This is a genomic window from Nocardioides sp. CPCC 205120, from assembly GCF_048654585.1.
Classification (GTDB): Bacteria; Actinomycetota; Actinomycetes; order Propionibacteriales; family Nocardioidaceae; genus Nocardioides.
Genome location: NZ_JBMCYY010000003.1, coordinates 75,144 through 93,110, shown reverse-complemented (window position 1 = coordinate 93,110; position 17,967 = coordinate 75,144). Strand labels below are relative to the sequence as shown.

The window sequence follows — 17,967 nt, the reverse complement described above, 5'->3', positions numbered from 1 at the left end:
CCCGGCCCGCCGGTACCCCGATCGGGCCGCCCGGCACGGCGTGGGCCCCGCGGGGCCGCGCGCCCACTAGAGTTCGGGGCGCCACACGCACCCAGGAGGCCGTCATCACCACCCCGATCACCGCTGCGAGCTGGACCTACTCGGAGGAGTTCGTCGTCGAGGACGACGTGCTCGCCGCTGCGCGCGCCCGGGCGGAGGAGGTCGGCGTCGTGCCCGTGTCCCCCGGGGCGGGGGCCGCGCTGCGGTTCCTGGCCGCCGTGCTCGACGCCCGCGCCGTCGTCGAGATCGGCACGGGCACCGGCGTCTCCGGCCTCTGGCTGCTGCGCGGCATGCGGGCGGACGGCGTGCTCACCAGCGTCGACGTCGAGGCCGAGCACCAGCGCCTGGCCCGCGAGACGTTCGCCGAGGCCGGCATCCCCAGCCAGCGGGTCCGCGCCATCCCCGGCGCCGCGCTCGACGTGCTGCCGCGCCTGACCGACGGCCACTACGACCTCGTGCTCTGCGACGGCGACAAGCTGGAGTACTCGGCGTACCTGGTGGCCGCGCTGCGGCTGCTGCGCCCCGGCGGCGTGGTGGTCTTCGACAACGCCCTGTGGCACGACCGCGTCGCCGACCCGGCCAAGCGGGACGAGACGACCGTCGCCGTGCGCGAGCTGGGCCGGGAGATCGCCGCGTCCGAGGAGCTCGTGCCCGTGCTGCTGCCCGTGGGCGACGGGCTGCTGGCCGCCAAGAAGATCGGCTGACCCCCGCCGTACGACGGGGGCACCGCGGCGCACCCGCCCGGCCTCAGCGGGGCAGGGCGGTGGGGTCGAGACCCGCCAGCCAGTCCAGCAGCAGCCGGGCACCGAATCCGGTGGGGCCGGCCGTCCACTCGTGGGCGTCGGCCGCGGCGTCGCCCACCGACGCGATGTCGAGGTGGGCCCACGGCAGGCCGCCCGTGAAGTGCCGCAGGAACAGCGCCGCCGTGATCGCGCCGGGGCCGCCCGGGGCGTTGTCGGCGTCGGCGACCGTCGAGGCCAGCTTCTCCTCGTAGACGTCGGCCAGCGGCAGGCGCCAGAGGGGCTCGCCGACCGCGCGCCCCGTGGCGAGCAGGCCCGCGGCGAGCTCGTCGGAGGTGGCGAACAGCCCACCCGTGCGCAGGCCCAGCGCGACCTTGCCGGCGCCGGTGAGGGTGGCGATGTCGACGAGGATCGCGGGGTCCAGCTCGTCCACGGCGTAGGCGAGCGCGTCGGCCAGCACGAGCCGGCCCTCCGCGTCGGTGTTGGTCACCTCGGTGGTGCGCCCGCCGTAGTGGCGCAGCACGTCACCGGGGCGCAGGGCGTCGCCGCCGACCGCGTTCTCCGCCGCCGCCACGAGACCCGTGACGCGCACGGGGCAGCCGACCGCGGCGAGGGCGGCCATCGTCGCGATGACGACGCCGCCGCCGGTCATGTCGCGCTTCATCGTGCGCATGCCGTCGGCCGGCTTGAGCGACAGGCCGCCGGAGTCGAAGGTGATGCCCTTGCCGACCAGCACGACGCGGGGCAGGCGGCGGGCGGCGGCCTTCGACGTGCCGGCCGGCACGTAGTCGAGCCGCACCAGGCACGGCGGGGTGGCCGAGGCGCGCCCGACGGCGGCGATGCCGCCGAACCCGCGGCGCGACAGCTCCTCGCCCTCGACGACCTCGACCTCGAGGCCCTGCGCCTGCGCGACGCCGCGCGCCTGATCCGCGAGCCAGGCCGGGGACTTCACGTTGGAGGGCACGGTGGCGAGCAGGCGCGCGAGCCACGCGGCCCGGGCCACGGCCGCCGCCCGGTCGACGACGGGGACGAGCTGGTCGGGCAGCCCCGCGAGCACGACGGTGCCGACGGGAGCGGCCGAGGGGGCGGACTCGCCCCAGGTGAAGGAGAAGGAGCCGAGCGTCAGGCCCGCGACGTGCGCGGCGACCGCGGCGTCGTCGTCGGTCGCGGCCGCGACGGTCGAGACGACCCGGTCGCGTCCACGGCTGGCACGGGCGACCGCGGCGCCGGCGCGGCGCAGGTCGGCGGGCGACCCGGACCCGATGCCCGCGAGCAGGAGCAGGCGGGGGGCGGCGTCCTCGTCGGCCGGGTCGAGCAGCGGCACCCGGGTGATCTCGCCGGCGGCACCGGTGGCGCCGTGGGCGTCGAGCAGGGCGATCAGGTCCAGCGACCAGCGGTCGGCGACCTCGGGGCCGCCGGGGCCGACGACCGGACCGTCCGTGGCGTCGTCGGTCTGGTCGGCGGGCTCGCCGCCGGGCTGGTCAGCGGGCTGATCAGCGGGGGCCGCGTCGTCCGGGGCCGTGCCCTCCCCCGGCTCGCCGCGCAGGACCGGCACGACGATCGTCGTGCCGGTCCGCGGGGCGTCGTGCTCGGTCGACCGGTCGCCGGGCGCGTCGTCCCAGGCGTCGGCCAGCGCCGCCGTCACGAGGACGGCGGGCGGCTCCGGCTGGGACGGCAGGCCGTCGAGCGGGAGCCCGGTCAGGGGTGAGGGCACGGCGGGAGGCACGTGTCAGGCGACGACGGCCTTGAGGGCGTCACCGAGCTCGCCCGCCTCGACGGCGTTGAGCTCGACGACGAGCCGGCCACCTCCTTCGAGGGGGACGCGCATGACGATGCCGCGACCTTCCTTGGTGACCTCGAGCGGACCGTCACCGGTCCGCGGCTTCATCGCCGCCATCCGTGCACCTCTTTCTCTTGGTGGATCGAACCGTCGGCGCGTCGGCGACGGAGCGGCCGGTGGGTGGGCCGTCGACCATTATCCCCCATCCGCACGGGAATCCTCGGAAGACCTCACAGGTCGTCCCGGGTCGGACGGGTCGGCGGACCGGGCCGGGGCCTCAGGCGGAGCCGGCGGAGCGCTGCAGCAGGGCGGCGATGCGGCGCGAGGCGTGGGTCCGCATGTACGTCGCGTCCGGGTTCGTGCCGTACTCGACGGTGAGCGCGACGCCCGGGTAGTTGTTGTTGTACCAACCCGTCATCGTGCCGTGGCAGACCCCGCCGCAGGTGAACCGCTTGCCGGGCAGGTCCAGCGTCTGGGCCGTGGCGCGGGCGAAGCTCGGGAACTTCGTGTCGAGGTCCACGCCGTTGAGCGGCTGGTGGAAGCTGAGGATGACGTCGGGCTGGATGCGGCTCAGCATCCGCACGGCCCCGGCCGTCTCCGGCTCGGAGACGGGGCGGGTGCCGGAGTAGTAGTTGCCCGTCAGGCGGCGCCAGTCGTTGTCGAAGTTGCGGTTGAGGTCGACGCCGCGGGCGTTCTGGCGGTCCCGGCGGAGCAGCCCGTCGGGGTTGTACGACGGGACGACCCACAGGTTCACGGCGCTGAAGCGACCGGCCGCCGCGAGGTCGCGCAGGCCCGGGTAGATGGGGCCGACAGCGCGCTCGTTGCCGTGCATCCCGATGACGACCACGGCGGTGAACTCGGCGTCCCAGTTGCCCATCCGGTAGGCCACCAGCGGCCGGCCCTCCACGGAGGTCCCGTAGGTCCACGACGCGAACTGCGGCGCGGCAGCCGCCTGGGGGGCCACGGCGGCGGGCACGGCCGTGGCGCGCGGCGCCGCCTGGGTGGCCGGCGTACCGGCGAGCAGGACCGCGCACAGCGCGGCCACGAGCGCGGCGAGGAGGAAGGGGGACCGTGTGCTGCGCGGCGACGACGTCACCGCCGCATCGTGTCACAGCTCACGCGCCCCCGGGGGAGGATCCGGCCGTCCCCCGTCGTCGGTCGCGCTCCCGCGCGGGCAGCGGGTCAGACCGATCCGAAGAGATAGCCCAGCGTGAAGACGACGGCCGCCGCGGCGACGCCGAGGTGGCCCAGCAGCGCCAGCCCGAGGCCGGTGAACCAGCCGCGGTCGCGGACGTCGGAGTGGCGGCCCCGGCTGGGCAACCAGCGCCCGAGCAGCAGGAGCCCGGCCCAGGCGGTGATCCACCACAGGCCCAGGCCCACGACGCCGAGGAGCGAGTGCCAGGTGGCGCCGTCCTGGTCCACGAGGAGGAACACCACCCACAGCAGCCCGCCGGCGAGGCCCGCCCCCGTGTGCACGTCGAGCAGCCACGGGGAGACACCGTGGCCATGCCGCGGCGCGGACCGGGATCCCCGCCGGGACCGGCGTCCCAGGGCACGACGGGTCAGCAGCACCACCACGACGGCGAACGCCGTGAGCAGGTGGACCACCAGGGGATCGGGAACGGGCACGGCGGGTCAGTTTGCCGCACGCGGCGGGTCGTCGCCATCCGCCGGGGCCGGGCGGTAGAGGTCGTGGGCGTCGCGCTCGGCGGCCAGGCGGGCGAGCAGCGCGTCCACGTCGGCCGGCCGGTAGCCGCGCACGACGACGGGGAACCGCACCCGCCGCAGGTCGTCCGCCGTCAGCGGCCCCTGCGCGGGCAGGCCGGTGTCGGGGCGGTCACCGTGCTCCGGCGCGAGCGGGGCCCCGTGGCCCGCCGCGACCGCGGCCACGCCCGCCATGGCGGCGACCGCGAGCACCGCGAAGACCCACATCACCGGGGCCCACCTCCTGGTCTCGACTCGGATCCGGCTGCAACCGGCTCCGTCAGCTCGTCCGGCTCGCTCGGCTCACTCAGGGTAGGAGCCGGCCGGGCGGGACGGGGAACCGCCGTCGATGCGGTCGACCACGATCCGCACCGCCTCCTCCGGGTCGTCGGTCAGGTGCAGCTGGTCGAGGTCGCTCGCGCGGATCTTGCCGTCGGCGAGCACCACGTCGCGCATCCAGTCGAGGAGCCCCTGCCAGTACGCCGTGCCCAGCAGCACCACGGGGAACTCCGTCACCTTCTGGGTCTGGAGGAGGGTGAGCGCCTCGAAGAGCTCGTCGAGCGTGCCGACGCCGCCGGGGAGCACGACGAAGCCGCTGGAGTACTTCACGAACATCGTCTTGCGGGCGAAGAAGTAGCGGAAGTTGATGCCCTTGTCGACCCACGCGTTGAGCCCGGTCTCGAAGGGCAGCTCGATGCCGAGGCCCACGCTGACGCCGCCCGCCTCGGACGCGCCCTTGTTCGCGGCCTCCATCGCGCCGGGGCCCCCGCCGGTGATCACGGCGAAGCCGGCCTCGACCAGCAGGCGCCCGACCTCCTCGCCCTGCGCGTAGTGCGGGTGGTCGGTCGGGGTGCGCGCCGAGCCGAAGACGCCGATCGCCGGCCCGAGCTCCGCGAGCGCACCGAAGCCCTCGACGAACTCGGCCTGGATCCGCATGACGCGCCAGGGGTCGGTGTGCACCCAGTCGGCCTCGCCCGTGGAGTCGAGGAGGCGCTGGTCGGTCGTCGTCAGGTCGACCTGGCCGCGGCGCAGCAGCATCGGGCCCCGGCGCTTGATCCGCTCGCGCAGCGGGACGGCCGCCGTCGACACCCGGTCCGGGCCGGTCGGCATCGGCTCGCGGTGGTCGCCGGGCGCACCGTGCGCACCGGGCTCCGCCGGGTCGCTGGACGCGCTCAGCCCGGTGGCCGCGTCCGCCCGCTCGTGCTCGTGGTCGTGCTCGTGGTCGTGCTCGTTCACGCCGCTCCCCCGTCCTCGCCCAGCCACGTGCGCAGGGCCTGCTCGCAGTGCACGACGTCGGCGGCCGGCACGAACTCGTCCTGCTTGTGGGCGAACATCGGGTCGCCCGGGCCGAAGTTGACCGCCGGGATGCCGAGCGCACTGAAGCGTGCGACGTCGGTCCAGCCGAACTTGGGGGCGACGCGGCCGCCCACCGCCTCGACGAACGCGGCGGCCGCCGGCACCCCGAGCCCCGGGAGCGCGCCGGGGGCGGAGTCGGTGAGCGTCACGTCGTACCCGGAGAAGACCTCCTCGACGTGCGCCAGCGCCTCGGCCTCGCTGCGGTCGGGCGCGAAGCGGTGGTTGACGGTGACGACGCACTCGTCGGGCACCACGTTGCCGGCGACGCCGCCGGAGACGAAGACGGCGTTGAGGCCCTCGTGGTACTCCAGCCCGTCGATGACGGGGCGCCGCGGCTCGTACGCCGCGAGCCGGGCCAGCACCTCGCCGGCCGCGTGGATGGCGTTGACCCCGCGCCACGAGCGGGCCGAGTGGGCGCGCTCGCCGCGGGTGCGCACCTCGACGCGCAGCGTGCCCTGGCAGCCGGCCTCGACGGCGGCGTTCGAGGGCTCCATGAGGATCGCGAAGTCGGCCTCGAGCAGGTCGGGGTCGGACGCGGCCAGCTTGCGCAGCCCGTTGTGCTCGGCCTCGATCTCCTCGGCCTCGTAGAGGATGTAGGTGACGTCGCGGTTCGGCTCGGCCAGCTCGGCGGCGAGCTTGAGGATGACGGCGTCGCCGCCCTTCATGTCGCACGTGCCGAGCCCGTGGAGCAGCTCGCCGTCGGGAGTCTGCTCGCGACGGTGCGGCAGGTTGTCGTTGACCGGCACCGTGTCGAGGTGGCCCGCGATCACCACCCGCTCGGCGCGCCCGAGGTCGGTGCGCGCGACCACGGTGTGGCCGCGGCGGGTGAGCGTGAGGTGCGGGAGCCCCGACAGGGCCTGCTCGACCGCGTCGGCGATGGCGCCCTCGTCGCGGCTGACGGACTCGATGTCGACCAGCTGCGCCGTCAACGTGACCACGTCGGCGCCCAGGTCGAGGCGGGGTGCTGTGGGCATGGGGTTCATCCAACCAGGCGGGGTGGCGGGTTCCCCGGTGCACCGGGGAACCCGCCACTTGTCGCGCGAAGCTTCACACCGGAAGTGGCGGGTTGCATGGACAACCTTCGCCTCAGGCGCCCTCGGCGCGCGCCAGCTCGGCCTTCCAGGTGCGGAAGCCCTCCTCGGTGCGACCGCGGCGCCAGTAGCCCGAGACGGACAGGTCGCGCTTCTCGACGCCGCGGCGACGCAGCACCGGGCGGACGTGGTGCATGACCGCCTCGGCCTCGCCGTGCACGAACGCCTGCACGCGCCCCGCGGGCCAGGCGCCCGCGTCGAGCTCGGCGACCGCCACGGCGAGCGGGGACCCGGCGCCGGTGAGGTGCGCGGGGGCCTCGTGGGCCGTCGTACCCCGGTGCAGCCAGCGCAGCTCCACGCCCGCGGGCACGGGCAGCGGCAGCTCGTCGCCGGGGCCGGCGACCTCGACGAGCGCGAGGCCGCGTGCGTCGGCGGGCAGCGCCTCGACCGCGGCGGCCAGCGCCGGCAGCGCGGACTCGTCGGCGACGAGGAGGTGGAAGTCGGCGGTCGGGTCCGGCGCGTACGCCCCGCCCGGGCCGTTGACCCACAGCTGCGTGCCGGGCGCGACGCTCGCCGCCCACGGGCCCGCGACGCCCTCGTCGCCGTGCACCACGAAGTCGATCGCCAGCGTGCCGGCGGCGACGTCGAGCTCGCGCACCGTGTAGGTCCGCACCACCGGCAGGTCCCCGGCCGCGAAGGTCGCCCGCACCTCCCGCAGGTCGAACGGCTCGGGGTAGACCACGCCCGGCTTCCCGAAGACCAGCTTCACGTAGCGGTCGGTGGCGGTGCTGTCGGCGAACGCCGCCAGGTCCCCGGAGAAGCGGACGCGGACGAGGTGCTCGGTCAGCGGGGCCGAGCCGGTGACGGTGAGGCGGGTGGCGCTGGGCAGGACGACTCCTCGGGTGGGGTACGGCGGCACGCACCGTCCGGTGCGTACTTAGGCAACCCTAACCCCACCCGAGGCAGGTCAGGCCTTCGCCAGCGCGATCGTCACGACGGCGCCGTCGCCGACGGTCGCCTCGGCGGTGTGGGCGCCGGCGGGAGCGTCGCCGCCCACGGCGTACGACGTCGCGAGGGTCTCCCCCGCCACCAGCGCCTCCCACGCGCGCAGCGCCGCGGCCGCCTCGTCGGGTCCCGACAGCACCAGCGCGATGCGGTCGGACACGTCGAGCCCGGCGTCCTTGCGCGCCTGCTGCACCGCCCGCACGACGTCGCGGGCCAGGCCCTCGGCCGCCAGCTCGGGCGTCACGGTCGTGTCGAGCACGACGAACCCGCCGCCGGGCAGGACGCCGATGGCCTCGCCCTCGCCGGCCTCGGCCACCGTCTCGAGCGCGAACTCGCCGTCGACGAGCACGAGCCCGCCGGCGGTGACGGTGCCGTCCTCGGCCACCGACCAGTCGCCCGACTTCGAGCCCTTGATGGCCCGCTGCACGTCCTTGCCCAGCCGCGGGCCCGCGGCGCGCGCGTTCACGGTGAGGCGCTGCGCGACGCCGTACGACGACGCCTCCTCGGCGTCGGCGGGCACGAGCCGCACCGCCTTGAGGTTGAGCTCGTCCGCGACGAGGGCGGCGAACCCGGGCAGCACGGCCTCGAGGCCCACGGGGTCCTCGACCACGACGGTCAGCGACGCCAGCGGCAGCCGGTTGCGCAGCTTCGCGCTCTTGCGCAGCGCGGAACCCGCCGAGCAGACCTCGCGCACGAGGTCCATCGCCGCGACCAGCGCGTCGTCGGCCGGCAGCTCGTCGACGCTCGGCCAGTCGGTGAGGTGCACCGAGCGGCCGCCGGTCAGGCCGCGCCAGACCTCCTCGGTGGTCAGCGGCAGCAGCGGCGCCGTCACCCGGCAGACCGTCTCGAGCACCATGGCGAGCGTGTCGAACGCGGCCGTCGAGGCGTCGCCGTCGGTCGCCCAGAAGCGCTCACGGCTGCGGCGGATGTACCAGTTCGTCAGCACGTCGAGGAACCCGCGGGTCGTCTCGCACGCGTCGGCGATCGCCAGGTCGTCGAGCTGCGTCGTCATCGCCGCGACGTACTGGCGCAGCTTGGCCAGGACGTAGCGGTCCAGCGGGTCCGTGGAGTCCGTGCGCCGTTGCGCCTCGTAGCCCTCGGCGTTCGCGTAGAGGCTGAAGAAGTACCAGCTGTTCCACAGCGGGATCATCACCTGGCGCACCGAGTCCCGGATGCCCTGCTCGGTCACCACCAGGTTGCCGCCGCGCAGGATCGGGCTGGCCATGAGGAACCAGCGCATCGCGTCGGCGCCGTCGCGGTCGAAGACCTCGGAGACGTCCGGGTAGTTGCGCAGCGACTTGCTCATCTTGTTGCCGTCGCTGCCCAGCACGATGCCGTGGCTGATGCAGGTCGAGAACGCGGGCTTGTCGAACAGCGCCGTGGCCAGGATGTGCAGCGTGTAGAACCAGCCGCGGGTCTGGCCGATGTACTCCACGATGAAGTCCGCCGGGAAGTGCCCCTGCAGCCCCGCCGCCCCGTCGAACCATTCCTTGTTCTCGAACGGGTAGTGCACCTGCGCGAAGCTCATCGACCCGGAGTCGAACCACACGTCGAGGACGTCGGTGACGCGGCGCATGGTGGAGCGCTCGCCCTCGGGGCGCGGGTCGTCCGGGTTCGGCCGGGTCAGGTCGTCGACGAACGGGCGGTGCAGGTCGGGCTCGCCGGCGGCGTTGCTGGGCAGGCGCCCGAAGTCCCGCTCGATCTCGGCGAAGGAGCCGTAGACGTCGATCCGGGGGTACGCCGGGTCGTCGCTCTTCCACACCGGCACCGGGGAGCCCCAGAAGCGGTTGCGGGTGATCGACCAGTCGCGGGCGTTCTCGAGCCACTTGCCGAACTGGCCGTCCTGGATGTGCTCGGGCACCCAGCGGATCTGCTGGTTGAGCTCCAGCATCCGGTCCTTGAACGCGGTCACCTCGACGAACCACGACGAGACGCCCTTGTAGATGAGCGGCTGCCGGCAGCGCCAGCAGTGCGGGTAGGAGTGGTCGTAGGTCTCGCGGCGCAGCAGCACCGTGCCGAACGTGACCGCACCCAGGTCGGCGGCGTCGCGGCCCGAGACGTGGTCGAGGGCGTACGTCGCGTTCTTGAGGTGCTCGATGACGAGCGGGTTCGCGTCGAAGACCTGCACGCCGGCGTACTCGGTCACGGGCGCCGTGAAGCGGCCGTCCTTGCCGACGGGCATGACCGCCTCGATGCCCTCGCGGTCGGTGACCACCTTGTCGTCCTCGCCGAACGCGCCGGCGGTGTGGACCAGGCCGGTGCCGTCCGTGGTGGTGACGAACTCGGCGGTCACGACGCGGAACGCGTTCTCGTGGCCCAGGTAGTAGGAGAACGGCGGCGTGTAGTGCCGCCCGGCGACCTCGGCGCCCGTGTACCGCGCGACCACCTGGTCCTCGATCGTGTCGCTCGCCTCGTCCTTCAGCTCGCGGGCGTAGGCGGCGAGGCGGGCCTCCGCCAGCAGGTAGCGCTCCGGCGTACCGGTGAAGGAGGACTCGACGACGACGTAGTCGATGTCCTCGCCGACCATCACCGCGAGGTTCGACGGCAAGGTCCACGGCGTCGTCGTCCACACCAGCGCGAGCACGCCGGCCAGCGGGTCGTCGCCGCCGTCGGGGCCGTCGCCGTGCAGGCGCAGGCCGACCGTCACGGCCGGGTCCTGGCGCACCTGGTAGACGTCGTCGTCCATCCGCAGCTCGTGGTTCGACAGCGGCGTCTCGTCGTTCCAGCAGTAGGGCAGCACGCGGAAGCCCTCGTAGACGAGGCCCTTCTCGTGCAGCGTCTTGAACGCCCAGATCACCGACTCCATGTAGTCGGGGTTGAGCGTGCGGTAGTCGTTCTCGAAGTCGACCCAGCGCGCCTGGCGGGTGACGTAGTCCTGCCACTCGCCCGTGTACTTCAGCACCGAGGCCCGGCAGGCGTCGTTGAACTTCTCGATGCCCAGCTCGAGGATCTCGTCGGTGGTCTTGATGCCGGCCAGGCGCATCGCCTCGAGCTCGGCGGGCAGGCCGTGGGTGTCCCAGCCGAAGCGGCGCTCGACGCGCTTGCCGCGCATCGTCTGGTAGCGCGGCACGATGTCCTTGACGTAGCCCGTCAGCAGGTGGCCGTAGTGCGGCAGCCCGTTCGCGAACGGCGGGCCGTCGTAGAACACGTACTCGTTGCTGCCGTCGGCGCCGGCGTCGCGCGCCTCGATGCTCGCCGCGAAGGTGCCGTCGGCCTCCCAGTAGGCGAGCACCTGCTTCTCGATGTCGGGGAAGCGGGGGGATGTCGGGATGCGGTCGAGACCGCTCGTGGAGACCCGGGGGTAGGCCATCGCGCTGCTCTCCTGGTACGTCGCTCGGGCGCCGGCAGGGCTGCCGGAACTGTCTGGCCACGAGGACGACGGATGCCGCGGTACCACCTCGCTTGCCGCCCCACCCCGGTGTCCCGGGACGGCGCGACCGCTTCGTCGGGGGCTGTGACGGGCCCACCCGTCCGGTTCTACTGAGCGGTCCGGGGACCGCCGTTCTTCCGGAGGCTCGCCGCTGATGACGGCTCGGACGCCTCTGGGCGGGATGGTACGCCGACCGGCCGGGCCCCGCGAATCGCTTCCGCACCGCGGGGGCCGGGGCCACGGGGCGCGGAGCTGGGGGGTCAGCCGGTCGGGGCCGGGGGCAGCACGTCGGCGGCGTCGAGCGCCTCGGCCGTGAGCCGGCGCCCGAGCTCGACCATCTCGCTCGCGCGGTGGAAGTCGAGGGTGCGGCAGGCGTCGACGGGCACGTCGACCGTCACGTCGGCCGGGAACGCCGCCTGGCGGTAGCGGTGCACGAGGGCCTGCATCGCCTCGAACGACTGGGCGGTGACGTCGGTGAGGCGCAGGTCCTTCGGCAGCGGGTCGGTGCCGCCCGTGACCGGCTCGGCGGCCGTCGCGGGCTGCAGGCCGCCGCCGCCGTCGCCCGCCAGCACGGGGGCGCCGTCGAGCGCACGCGCGGCAGGAGCGGCGGGGTCGTCGTCGTGCCGGCCGTGGCGCCCCTCGTGCAGCTCGTCCGCGCCCGGCTCGCGACCGGTGACGCTGGCGACGGTGCGCCGCAGGCGGTCGCGCCACTCCTCGAGGCGCTGCGGGGCGGCGGACTCCTGGGCGGGCGCCTGCCGGTCCGCGCGGGCGCGCCGGCCCAGCAGCGAGACCGCCACCGTCAGGTCGGCGGGCACCGCCGTCGTGGGGTCGACGGGCACCGGGTTGAGCAGGCCGCCGTCGACCAGCAGCCGCCCGTTGAGCATCACCGGCGTGAAGAGCCCGGGGATCGCGATCGAGGCCCGCACCGCGGGCAGGAGCGGTCCGCGCTGGAACCAGACCTCGCGGCGCGACCCGAGGTCGGTCGCCACGGCGGTGAACGGCACCGGGAGGTCCTCGATGTCGGTGCCGGCGAACAGGTCGCCGATGGCCCCCAGCAGCCGGTCGGCGGCCACGGCGCCCGGTGCGGAGAGCTTGAAGTCCATGAGGCGCAGCACGTCGCGCTGGCGCAGGCCCGCGGCCCAGGCGAGGAAGTCCTCGTCGCGGCCGGCGGCGGCGAGCCCGCCGACGAGCGCGCCCATCGAGGTGCCGGCGATGGTCACGATCTCCCCGCCCCGGGCCCGGATCTCCTGGATCGCGCCGAGGTGGGCGTACCCACGGGCGCCGCCGCTGCCGAGCGCGAGGGCGACGCGGACGGGAGGAGGGGCGGGCATGGCGCCGAGGCTACCGACGCCCGGACCGGCCCGGGACGGGACCGGTCCAGTGCCGGCGGCTCCAGCAGGTCGGGTCGACAGGTCGGGCCGGCAGGTCGGGTCAGCAGGTCGGGTCGGTCGCCGGCTCCCCGGCGAGCCGGGCCCGCGTCCACGCCACCAGCTCGGCGGTCAGCGGGGAGGAGTCGGCGACGAGCGAGCCGTGGTCGAGCCCGTCGTACTCGACGTAGCGGGGCGTCTCCCCCGCCGCGCAGCGCTCGGCGACCCACCGGCGCTGCAGGTCGGCGCGCACCACGACGTCGGCGCCGCCCTGGGCGACCAGCACGGGCACGTCGGGGACGGCCGGGGTGTTGGCCGCGAGCCGCTCGGCCACCTCCGCGCGGTCGAGGTCGTCCCCGCCGAGCACGGGGCCGCGCAGCTGGCTCGCCGCGGCCCACGCCGCGACGGCGTCACGACCCACCAGGCAGCGCGAGGCCACCCGGTCGGCCAGGTGGGCGGCCAGCCAGCCCTCGTCCTCGCGCACCCCCAGGTCGTAGGTCTCGTCCCAGCTCACCGCGAGGTAGGCGTTGAGGACGCGGTCGCCGCCGGGGCCGGAGAGGTCGCGCACGAGCGCGGTCAGGTCGGTGGCGGGCGCGAACGCGGCGACGCCGACCACCCCGACCTCGGGGGCGTACGACGGGGCGAGCCGCCCCGCCCACAGCGCGGCGTGCCCACCCTGGGAGTGGCCCCACACGACGGTGGTGGGCGCGAGCGCGCGCACCTCGCCCGCGGCCCGCACGGCGTCGAGCACGTTCGCCCCCGCCGCGGGGCCGTCGAGGTAGGCGTGGCGGCCGGGCGCCCCGAGACCGACGTAGTCGGTGGTCACGGCGACGGCGCCCGCCGCGACGACCTGGGCCAGCGCGGCCTTCGCGCCCGCGAACGGGTCGCCCGACGCCGACGGCGCGCACGGCCGGGCGACGCCGGTCGTGCCGTGACCGACCGCGACCGCGGGCAACGGCTCGGGGCGGCCCGCCGGGGCGACGACGGTGGCGCTCGCCAGCGCGGGCTCCCCCGCCGCGTCCCGGGTCGTGTAGAGGATGCGCCACCCCTCCGCGCCGTCGGGCACGTCGGTGGTGAACGGCTCCTGGCGCACCACCCGCCCGGCCTGCGACGGCACCTCGTCGGGGTCGGGGGCGGCGTAGAAGGCGTCGAGGGTGGGCCGCGAGCCCAGGTGCACCACGACGGTGGCGGCGAGCAGCAGCACCGGCACCGCGGCTGCGGTGAGCAGCAGCCAGGTCGGCACCCGGGGCTGCGCGCCCCGGCCACCCCGGCCACCCCGGCCACCCGTGCCGCGCCGGTCGGCGTCCGCCCGCTCGCCGCGGACCCGCCGCAGGACGTCGTTCACGCCGGTGCGCAGGGCCACGACCGCTCCGCCCACGACGAGGGCCAGCGCCAGCAGCCACGGGAGCAGCCGCAGGGTCGTGGTGGGCCACGCCAGCGCGAGGAGGACGAGGGCGACGAGGCCGACGACGACGGCGGTCCGACGGGTCACGGGGCCATCCTGCTCCCTGCCGCGGGGGCCTCGGTGCCCGGGCGTACCGTGACGCGTCGTGCAGCTCCGCGGTCTCCTCGCCGACACCCGCCCCCTGGCGGTGCCGGCCTTCCGGCGTCTCTGGCTGGCCAACATCGTCACGGTCGTCGGGGCCCAGCTCACCGTGGTGGCCGTGCCGGCGCAGATCTACGCGATGACGGGCTCCTCGGCGTACGTCGGGCTCACCGGCGTCTTCGGGCTCGTGCCGCTCGTCGCGTTCGGCCTGTGGGGCGGCGCCCTCGCCGACCACGTCGACCGGCGCCTGCTGCTCGTCGTCACGACCCTGGGGCTCGTCGGCACGAGCGTGCTCTTCTGGGTGCAGGCCGCCCTCGGCGCGCAGGACGTGTGGCTGCTGCTCGGCCTCTTCTCGGTGCAGCAGGCGTTCTTCGCGGTCAACCAGCCCACGCGGACCGCGATCCTGCCCGCGCTCGTCGACACCCCGCTGCTGGCCGCGGCCTCCGCGCTCAACACGACCGTCATGCAGGCCGGCGCCATCGCCGGGCCGCTGGTGGCCGGCGTGCTCATCCCCTTCACCGGCTTCGCGTGGCTCTACCTCGCCGACGCCGTGTGCCTGCTCGCCACGTTGTACGCCGTGCTGGCGCTGCCGCCGCTGCCCGTCGCCGGAGCGGTCGGCACCCCGGGGCTGCGCTCGGTGGTCGACGGCCTCGTCTACCTCCGGACGCAGCCGGTGCTCCTCATGAGCTTCGTCGTCGACGTCGTCGCGATGCTCTTCGGGATGCCGCGCGCGCTGTTCCCCGAGATCGCGCACCTCGACTTCGGCGGCCCCGACGGCGGCGGCATCGCCTTCGCGCTGCTGTTCGCGGCCATCCCGGCCGGCGCGGTGGTCGGCGGCGTCTTCTCCGGGTGGGTCTCGCGGGTGGAGCGCCAGGGCCTCGGGGTGATCGTCTGCATCGTCGTGTGGGGCCTGGCGATCACCGCCTTCGGGCTGGCCGCGGGGCTGGCGGGCGGCTCGGCCGGCCCCTGGCTGGCCGTGGCCGTGCTGGCGCTGTCGGTCGGGGGCGGCGCCGACATGGCGAGCTCGGCCCTGCGCCAGTCGATGCTGCTCACGGCCGGGACCGACGAGGTGCGGGGGCGCCTGCAGGGCGTCTTCCTCGTCATCGTCGCGGGCGGCCCGCGCCTCGCCGACGTCGCCCACGGCGGGGCGGCGGCCGTCGTCGGTGCCTCGGCCGCCGCGGCGGGCGGCGGCGTGCTCACCGTGGTGGGCGTGGTCGTGGCGGCCCTCGCCGTGCCGGCGTTCGTGCGCTACCGCGTCGCGGTCAGTCCTCGCTGAGACCGGCGCGCACCACGGGCTGCGGGCCGCGCATCGTGTCGATCCAGAACGTCACCTCGTCGGGCGAGGGCCAGCGCGGCAGCACCGGGCCGGCGAACGGCTCGCCGGGCTCGACGGTGCGCACCCGGAGGTAGGCCAACCGCCCCTCGTCGACGCGCAGCCCCACCACCAGCGGCTCGCCGTCGGAGCCCACGAAGCGGGCGTGCACGGGGAACTCGGCGTCGGCGGGCACCGCCAGCGGCACGTCCCCGGTCACCTCGAAGGTCGCGAAGTCCACGACCTCGTGCTCGCCGCGCTCCGCGTCGGTCGTGACGGCGCGGAGCAGCTGGGCGCGCAGCGCGAGCGCACCGTAGTCCTCGGTCTGGGACAGCAGGGCGTCCGTCAGGGCGCGCACGTCCGGGTCGAGGGGCCGCTCGATCCACTCCGGCTCACCGGGCTCGGGGGCCTCGTCGGGGGCACCGCGACCGAGCCGGTCGCGGACCCAGCGGCGCGGGTCGCCCACGAGGTCGCCGGGCACCGCCCCCCGCGCGGCCTCCCAGCCGGCCCACGCGAGCCCTCCGACGAGGGACGCGGCCGCGCCGCGTCGTACCAGTCGCAGGGCCTCACGGCGCGCTCGGGATTCGGGGTGCATGGCACCGACGGTAGCCGCACGGTCGGCGCGGGTCCGTAGCATGGGTCCACGTGACCGCAGCCAACGCCGCCGACGTGCCGACCCCGACCTCCGGGCCGACCCCGACGACCCCGCCGACCTCCGCCTGGGGCGTGGGGCTCGCGACCACCGCCGCCGACGGCACGGTGCTCGACGTCTGGTTCCCCGCGCCCGCCCTGGGCGAGGCTCCCCCGGCCGACGGCCCCGACGCCGCGACCGGCGCGGACCTCGACGCCCTCGCCGGCGTGGACGAGCTGCGCGGCGTCGTGCGCGAGGTGCGCCGCGTGGACATCGCCGACCTCCAGGCGCCGCCGACCTCGACGGAGGACGTGTGGCTGCGGCTCCACCTGCTCTCCGCCCGCCTCGTCGTGCCCCACTCCATCTCGCTGGAGGGCCAGTTCGGCCTGCTCGCGAACGTGGTGTGGACCTCCGCCGGCCCGTGCGCCGTCGAGGGCTTCGAGCTCACCCGCGCCCGACTGCGGGCGGCCGGCACCCACGTCAGCGTCTACGGCATCGACAAGTTCCCCCGCATGACGGACTACGTCGTGCCGTCGGGGGTGCGCATCGCCGACGCCGACCGAGTCCGCCTCGGCGCGCACCTCGCGCCCGGCACCACCGTGATGCACGAGGGGTTCGTGAACTTCAACGCCGGCACGCTCGGCGCGTCGATGGTCGAGGGGCGCATCTCGGCCGGGGTCGTCGTGGACGACGGCTCCGACGTCGGTGGCGGCGCCTCGATCATGGGCACGCTCTCGGGCGGCGGGAAGCAGGTCATCTCGATCGGCCGCCGCTGCCTGCTGGGCGCCAACTCCGGGCTCGGCATCTCGCTGGGCGACGACTGCGTCGTCGAGGCCGGCTGCTACGTCACCGCCGGCTCCAAGGTCGCGGTGCTCGAGCCGGGCGCGGAGCCCCGCGTCGTCAAGGCCGCCGAGCTCTCCGGCGCCTCGAACGTGCTGTTCCGCCGCAACTCCGTCTCCGGCGCGCTCGAGGCCGTGCCGTGGCGCAGCGAGGGCGTGTCCCTCAACGCGGCGCTGCACGCCAACGACTGACCGGGGTGCGGGCATCGACGGGGACCACGACGGGGGTCACGGCGGGGCGGGACGGGTGAGCCGCCGGCTGCTCGTCGGCGCGGTCGTCGTGGCGCTCGTCGTCGGCGTCGTCGCCCTCACGGGGCGCTGGGTCTACCGCAGCGTCGAGGGCTTCCTGCCCGGCGCGCAGGGGTGCGTCGCGACGCTCGACGTCGAGGGCGAGACGGCCGAGGTCGAGCTCGACCTCGAGCAGGCGGAGCACGCGGCGCTCATCGTGGCGACCTCGGTGCGCCGCGGGCTGCCCGCGCGGGCCGCCACGATCGCGCTCGCCACGGCGTACCAGGAGTCGAAGATCCGCAACATCGACTACGGCGACCGCGACTCCGTCGGCCTGTTCCAGCAGCGGCCCTCCCAGGGCTGGGGCACCGAGGAGCAGTTGATGGACCCCTACTACGCGACCAACGCGTTCTACGACGCACTGCTCGAGGTGCCGGGGTACGCCGACCTGCCCGTCACCGAGGCCGCCCAGGCCGTGCAGCGCTCGGGCTTCCCCGAGGCGTACGCCGACCACGAGGCCGACGCTCGGGTGCTCGCCTCGGCGCTGACCGGATGGTCCGGGGCGGCCCTGACCTGCCGCGTCGACACCGACGTGCGGACCGAGGCGAACGACGAGCTCGACGAGTCCGGCCTGACGGCCCGGGCCGCGACCGTGCGCACCGAGCTGGCCGCGGCGTACGGCGAGCTCTCCCTCGGCGGGTTCGCGCCCGGCGGGGTGAGCACGGGGCACTCGGAGAACTCGGCGCACTACGACGGCCGGGCCCTCGACGTCTTCACGCGGCCGGTGAACGAGGAGACGCAGCGGCTCGGCTGGTCGGTCGCGCAGTACCTGGTGGCCCACGCCGAGCGGCTGGACGTCGCCACCGTCATCTACGACGACATGATCTGGACCGCGCGGCGCTCCGGGCAGGGCTGGCGCCCGTACGACGTGGACACCTCCGGCGTCGACGAGGCCACGGCCGCGATCCTCGAGCACCGCGACCACGTCCACGTGGACGTCTTCGGCAGCTGACCGCCGC

The 17,967-nt window shown here is 75.3% G+C and carries 16 protein-coding genes; 4 read left to right on the top strand and 12 right to left on the bottom strand.

The annotated features are described in order from the left end of the window. Positions 1-104: 104 nt before the first annotated feature. Positions 105-743 (top strand): O-methyltransferase, encoded by a 639-nt coding sequence (locus tag ACOACO_RS16245; RefSeq protein WP_420297778.1) that lies wholly within the window; start codon positions 105-107, stop codon positions 741-743. A gap of 43 nt (positions 744-786) precedes the next feature. Here the strand turns inward: ACOACO_RS16245 and ACOACO_RS16240 are convergent, their stop codons facing one another. The 11 genes from ACOACO_RS16240 to ACOACO_RS16190 form a co-directional block, all read right to left on the bottom strand. Further along, a complete protein-coding gene (locus tag ACOACO_RS16240) occupies positions 787-2,493 on the bottom strand; it encodes a leucyl aminopeptidase family protein (protein ID WP_420297331.1) in 1,707 nt (568 codons plus the stop codon). A 15-nt stretch (positions 2,494-2,508) separates the two neighbouring features. After that, the gene (locus tag ACOACO_RS16235; protein ID WP_277499770.1) at positions 2,509-2,676 is read right to left on the bottom strand and encodes a DUF3117 domain-containing protein; all 168 of its coding nucleotides are present in this window, start codon (positions 2,674-2,676) and stop codon (positions 2,509-2,511) included. A gap of 160 nt (positions 2,677-2,836) precedes the next feature. After that, positions 2,837-3,655 (bottom strand): M14 family zinc carboxypeptidase, encoded by an 819-nt coding sequence (locus ACOACO_RS16230; protein WP_420297330.1) that lies wholly within the window; start codon positions 3,653-3,655, stop codon positions 2,837-2,839. Positions 3,656-3,741: 86 nt separating this feature from the next. After that, positions 3,742-4,188, bottom strand: a complete 447-nt coding sequence (locus tag ACOACO_RS16225; RefSeq protein ID WP_420297329.1) for a hypothetical protein — start codon at positions 4,186-4,188, stop codon at positions 3,742-3,744. Between the two features lie 6 nt (positions 4,189-4,194). After that, positions 4,195-4,491, bottom strand: coding sequence for a DivIVA domain-containing protein (locus tag ACOACO_RS16220; RefSeq protein WP_420297777.1), 297 nt, complete (start codon positions 4,489-4,491; stop codon positions 4,195-4,197). Between the two features lie 75 nt (positions 4,492-4,566). Then, positions 4,567-5,301, bottom strand: coding sequence for a TIGR00730 family Rossman fold protein (locus tag ACOACO_RS16215; RefSeq protein ID WP_420297776.1), 735 nt, complete (start codon positions 5,299-5,301; stop codon positions 4,567-4,569). Positions 5,302-5,495: 194 nt separating this feature from the next. Further along, positions 5,496-6,593 carry a succinyl-diaminopimelate desuccinylase gene (gene dapE, locus ACOACO_RS16210; RefSeq protein WP_420297328.1) on the bottom strand — a complete coding sequence of 366 codons (1,098 nt, stop codon included), beginning with the start codon at positions 6,591-6,593 and terminating at the stop codon, positions 5,496-5,498. A 112-nt stretch (positions 6,594-6,705) separates the two neighbouring features. Then, entirely contained in the window at positions 6,706-7,569 is an 864-nt protein-coding gene (locus tag ACOACO_RS16205; RefSeq protein WP_420297327.1) for a siderophore-interacting protein, read from the bottom strand. A 48-nt stretch (positions 7,570-7,617) separates the two neighbouring features. Beyond that, positions 7,618-10,965: an isoleucine--tRNA ligase gene (gene ileS, locus ACOACO_RS16200; RefSeq protein WP_420297326.1), complete on the bottom strand. Its 3,348-nt coding sequence runs from the start codon at positions 10,963-10,965 to the stop codon at positions 7,618-7,620. Between the two features lie 320 nt (positions 10,966-11,285). Further along, positions 11,286-12,356 carry a patatin-like phospholipase family protein gene (locus tag ACOACO_RS16195; protein WP_420297325.1) on the bottom strand — a complete coding sequence of 357 codons (1,071 nt, stop codon included), beginning with the start codon at positions 12,354-12,356 and terminating at the stop codon, positions 11,286-11,288. A gap of 100 nt (positions 12,357-12,456) precedes the next feature. Beyond that, positions 12,457-13,884 (bottom strand): lipase family protein, encoded by a 1,428-nt coding sequence (locus tag ACOACO_RS16190; protein WP_420297324.1) that lies wholly within the window; start codon positions 13,882-13,884, stop codon positions 12,457-12,459. A 58-nt stretch (positions 13,885-13,942) separates the two neighbouring features. On the opposite strand from ACOACO_RS16190, the gene ACOACO_RS16185 reads away from it, so the two are divergent. After that, the gene (locus ACOACO_RS16185) at positions 13,943-15,214 is read left to right on the top strand and encodes an MFS transporter (protein WP_420297323.1); all 1,272 of its coding nucleotides are present in this window, start codon (positions 13,943-13,945) and stop codon (positions 15,212-15,214) included. On the opposite strand, the gene ACOACO_RS16180 is transcribed toward ACOACO_RS16185, so the two are convergent. After that, on the bottom strand, positions 15,201-15,845 hold the full coding sequence (locus ACOACO_RS16180; protein ID WP_420297322.1) for a hypothetical protein: 645 nt from the start codon (positions 15,843-15,845) through the stop codon (positions 15,201-15,203). The two genes, ACOACO_RS16185 and ACOACO_RS16180, sit on opposite strands and share 14 nt — an antisense overlap. A 74-nt stretch (positions 15,846-15,919) precedes the next feature. On the opposite strand from ACOACO_RS16180, the gene dapD reads away from it, so the two are divergent. After that, positions 15,920-16,912 (top strand): 2,3,4,5-tetrahydropyridine-2,6-dicarboxylate N-succinyltransferase, encoded by a 993-nt coding sequence (gene dapD / locus ACOACO_RS16175; protein WP_420297775.1) that lies wholly within the window; start codon positions 15,920-15,922, stop codon positions 16,910-16,912. Positions 16,913-16,967: 55 nt separating this feature from the next. Further along, complete coding sequence (locus tag ACOACO_RS16170; RefSeq protein ID WP_420297321.1) at positions 16,968-17,960, top strand: hypothetical protein; 993 nt, start codon at positions 16,968-16,970, stop codon at positions 17,958-17,960. The last annotated feature ends 7 nt before the right edge of the window (positions 17,961-17,967 follow it).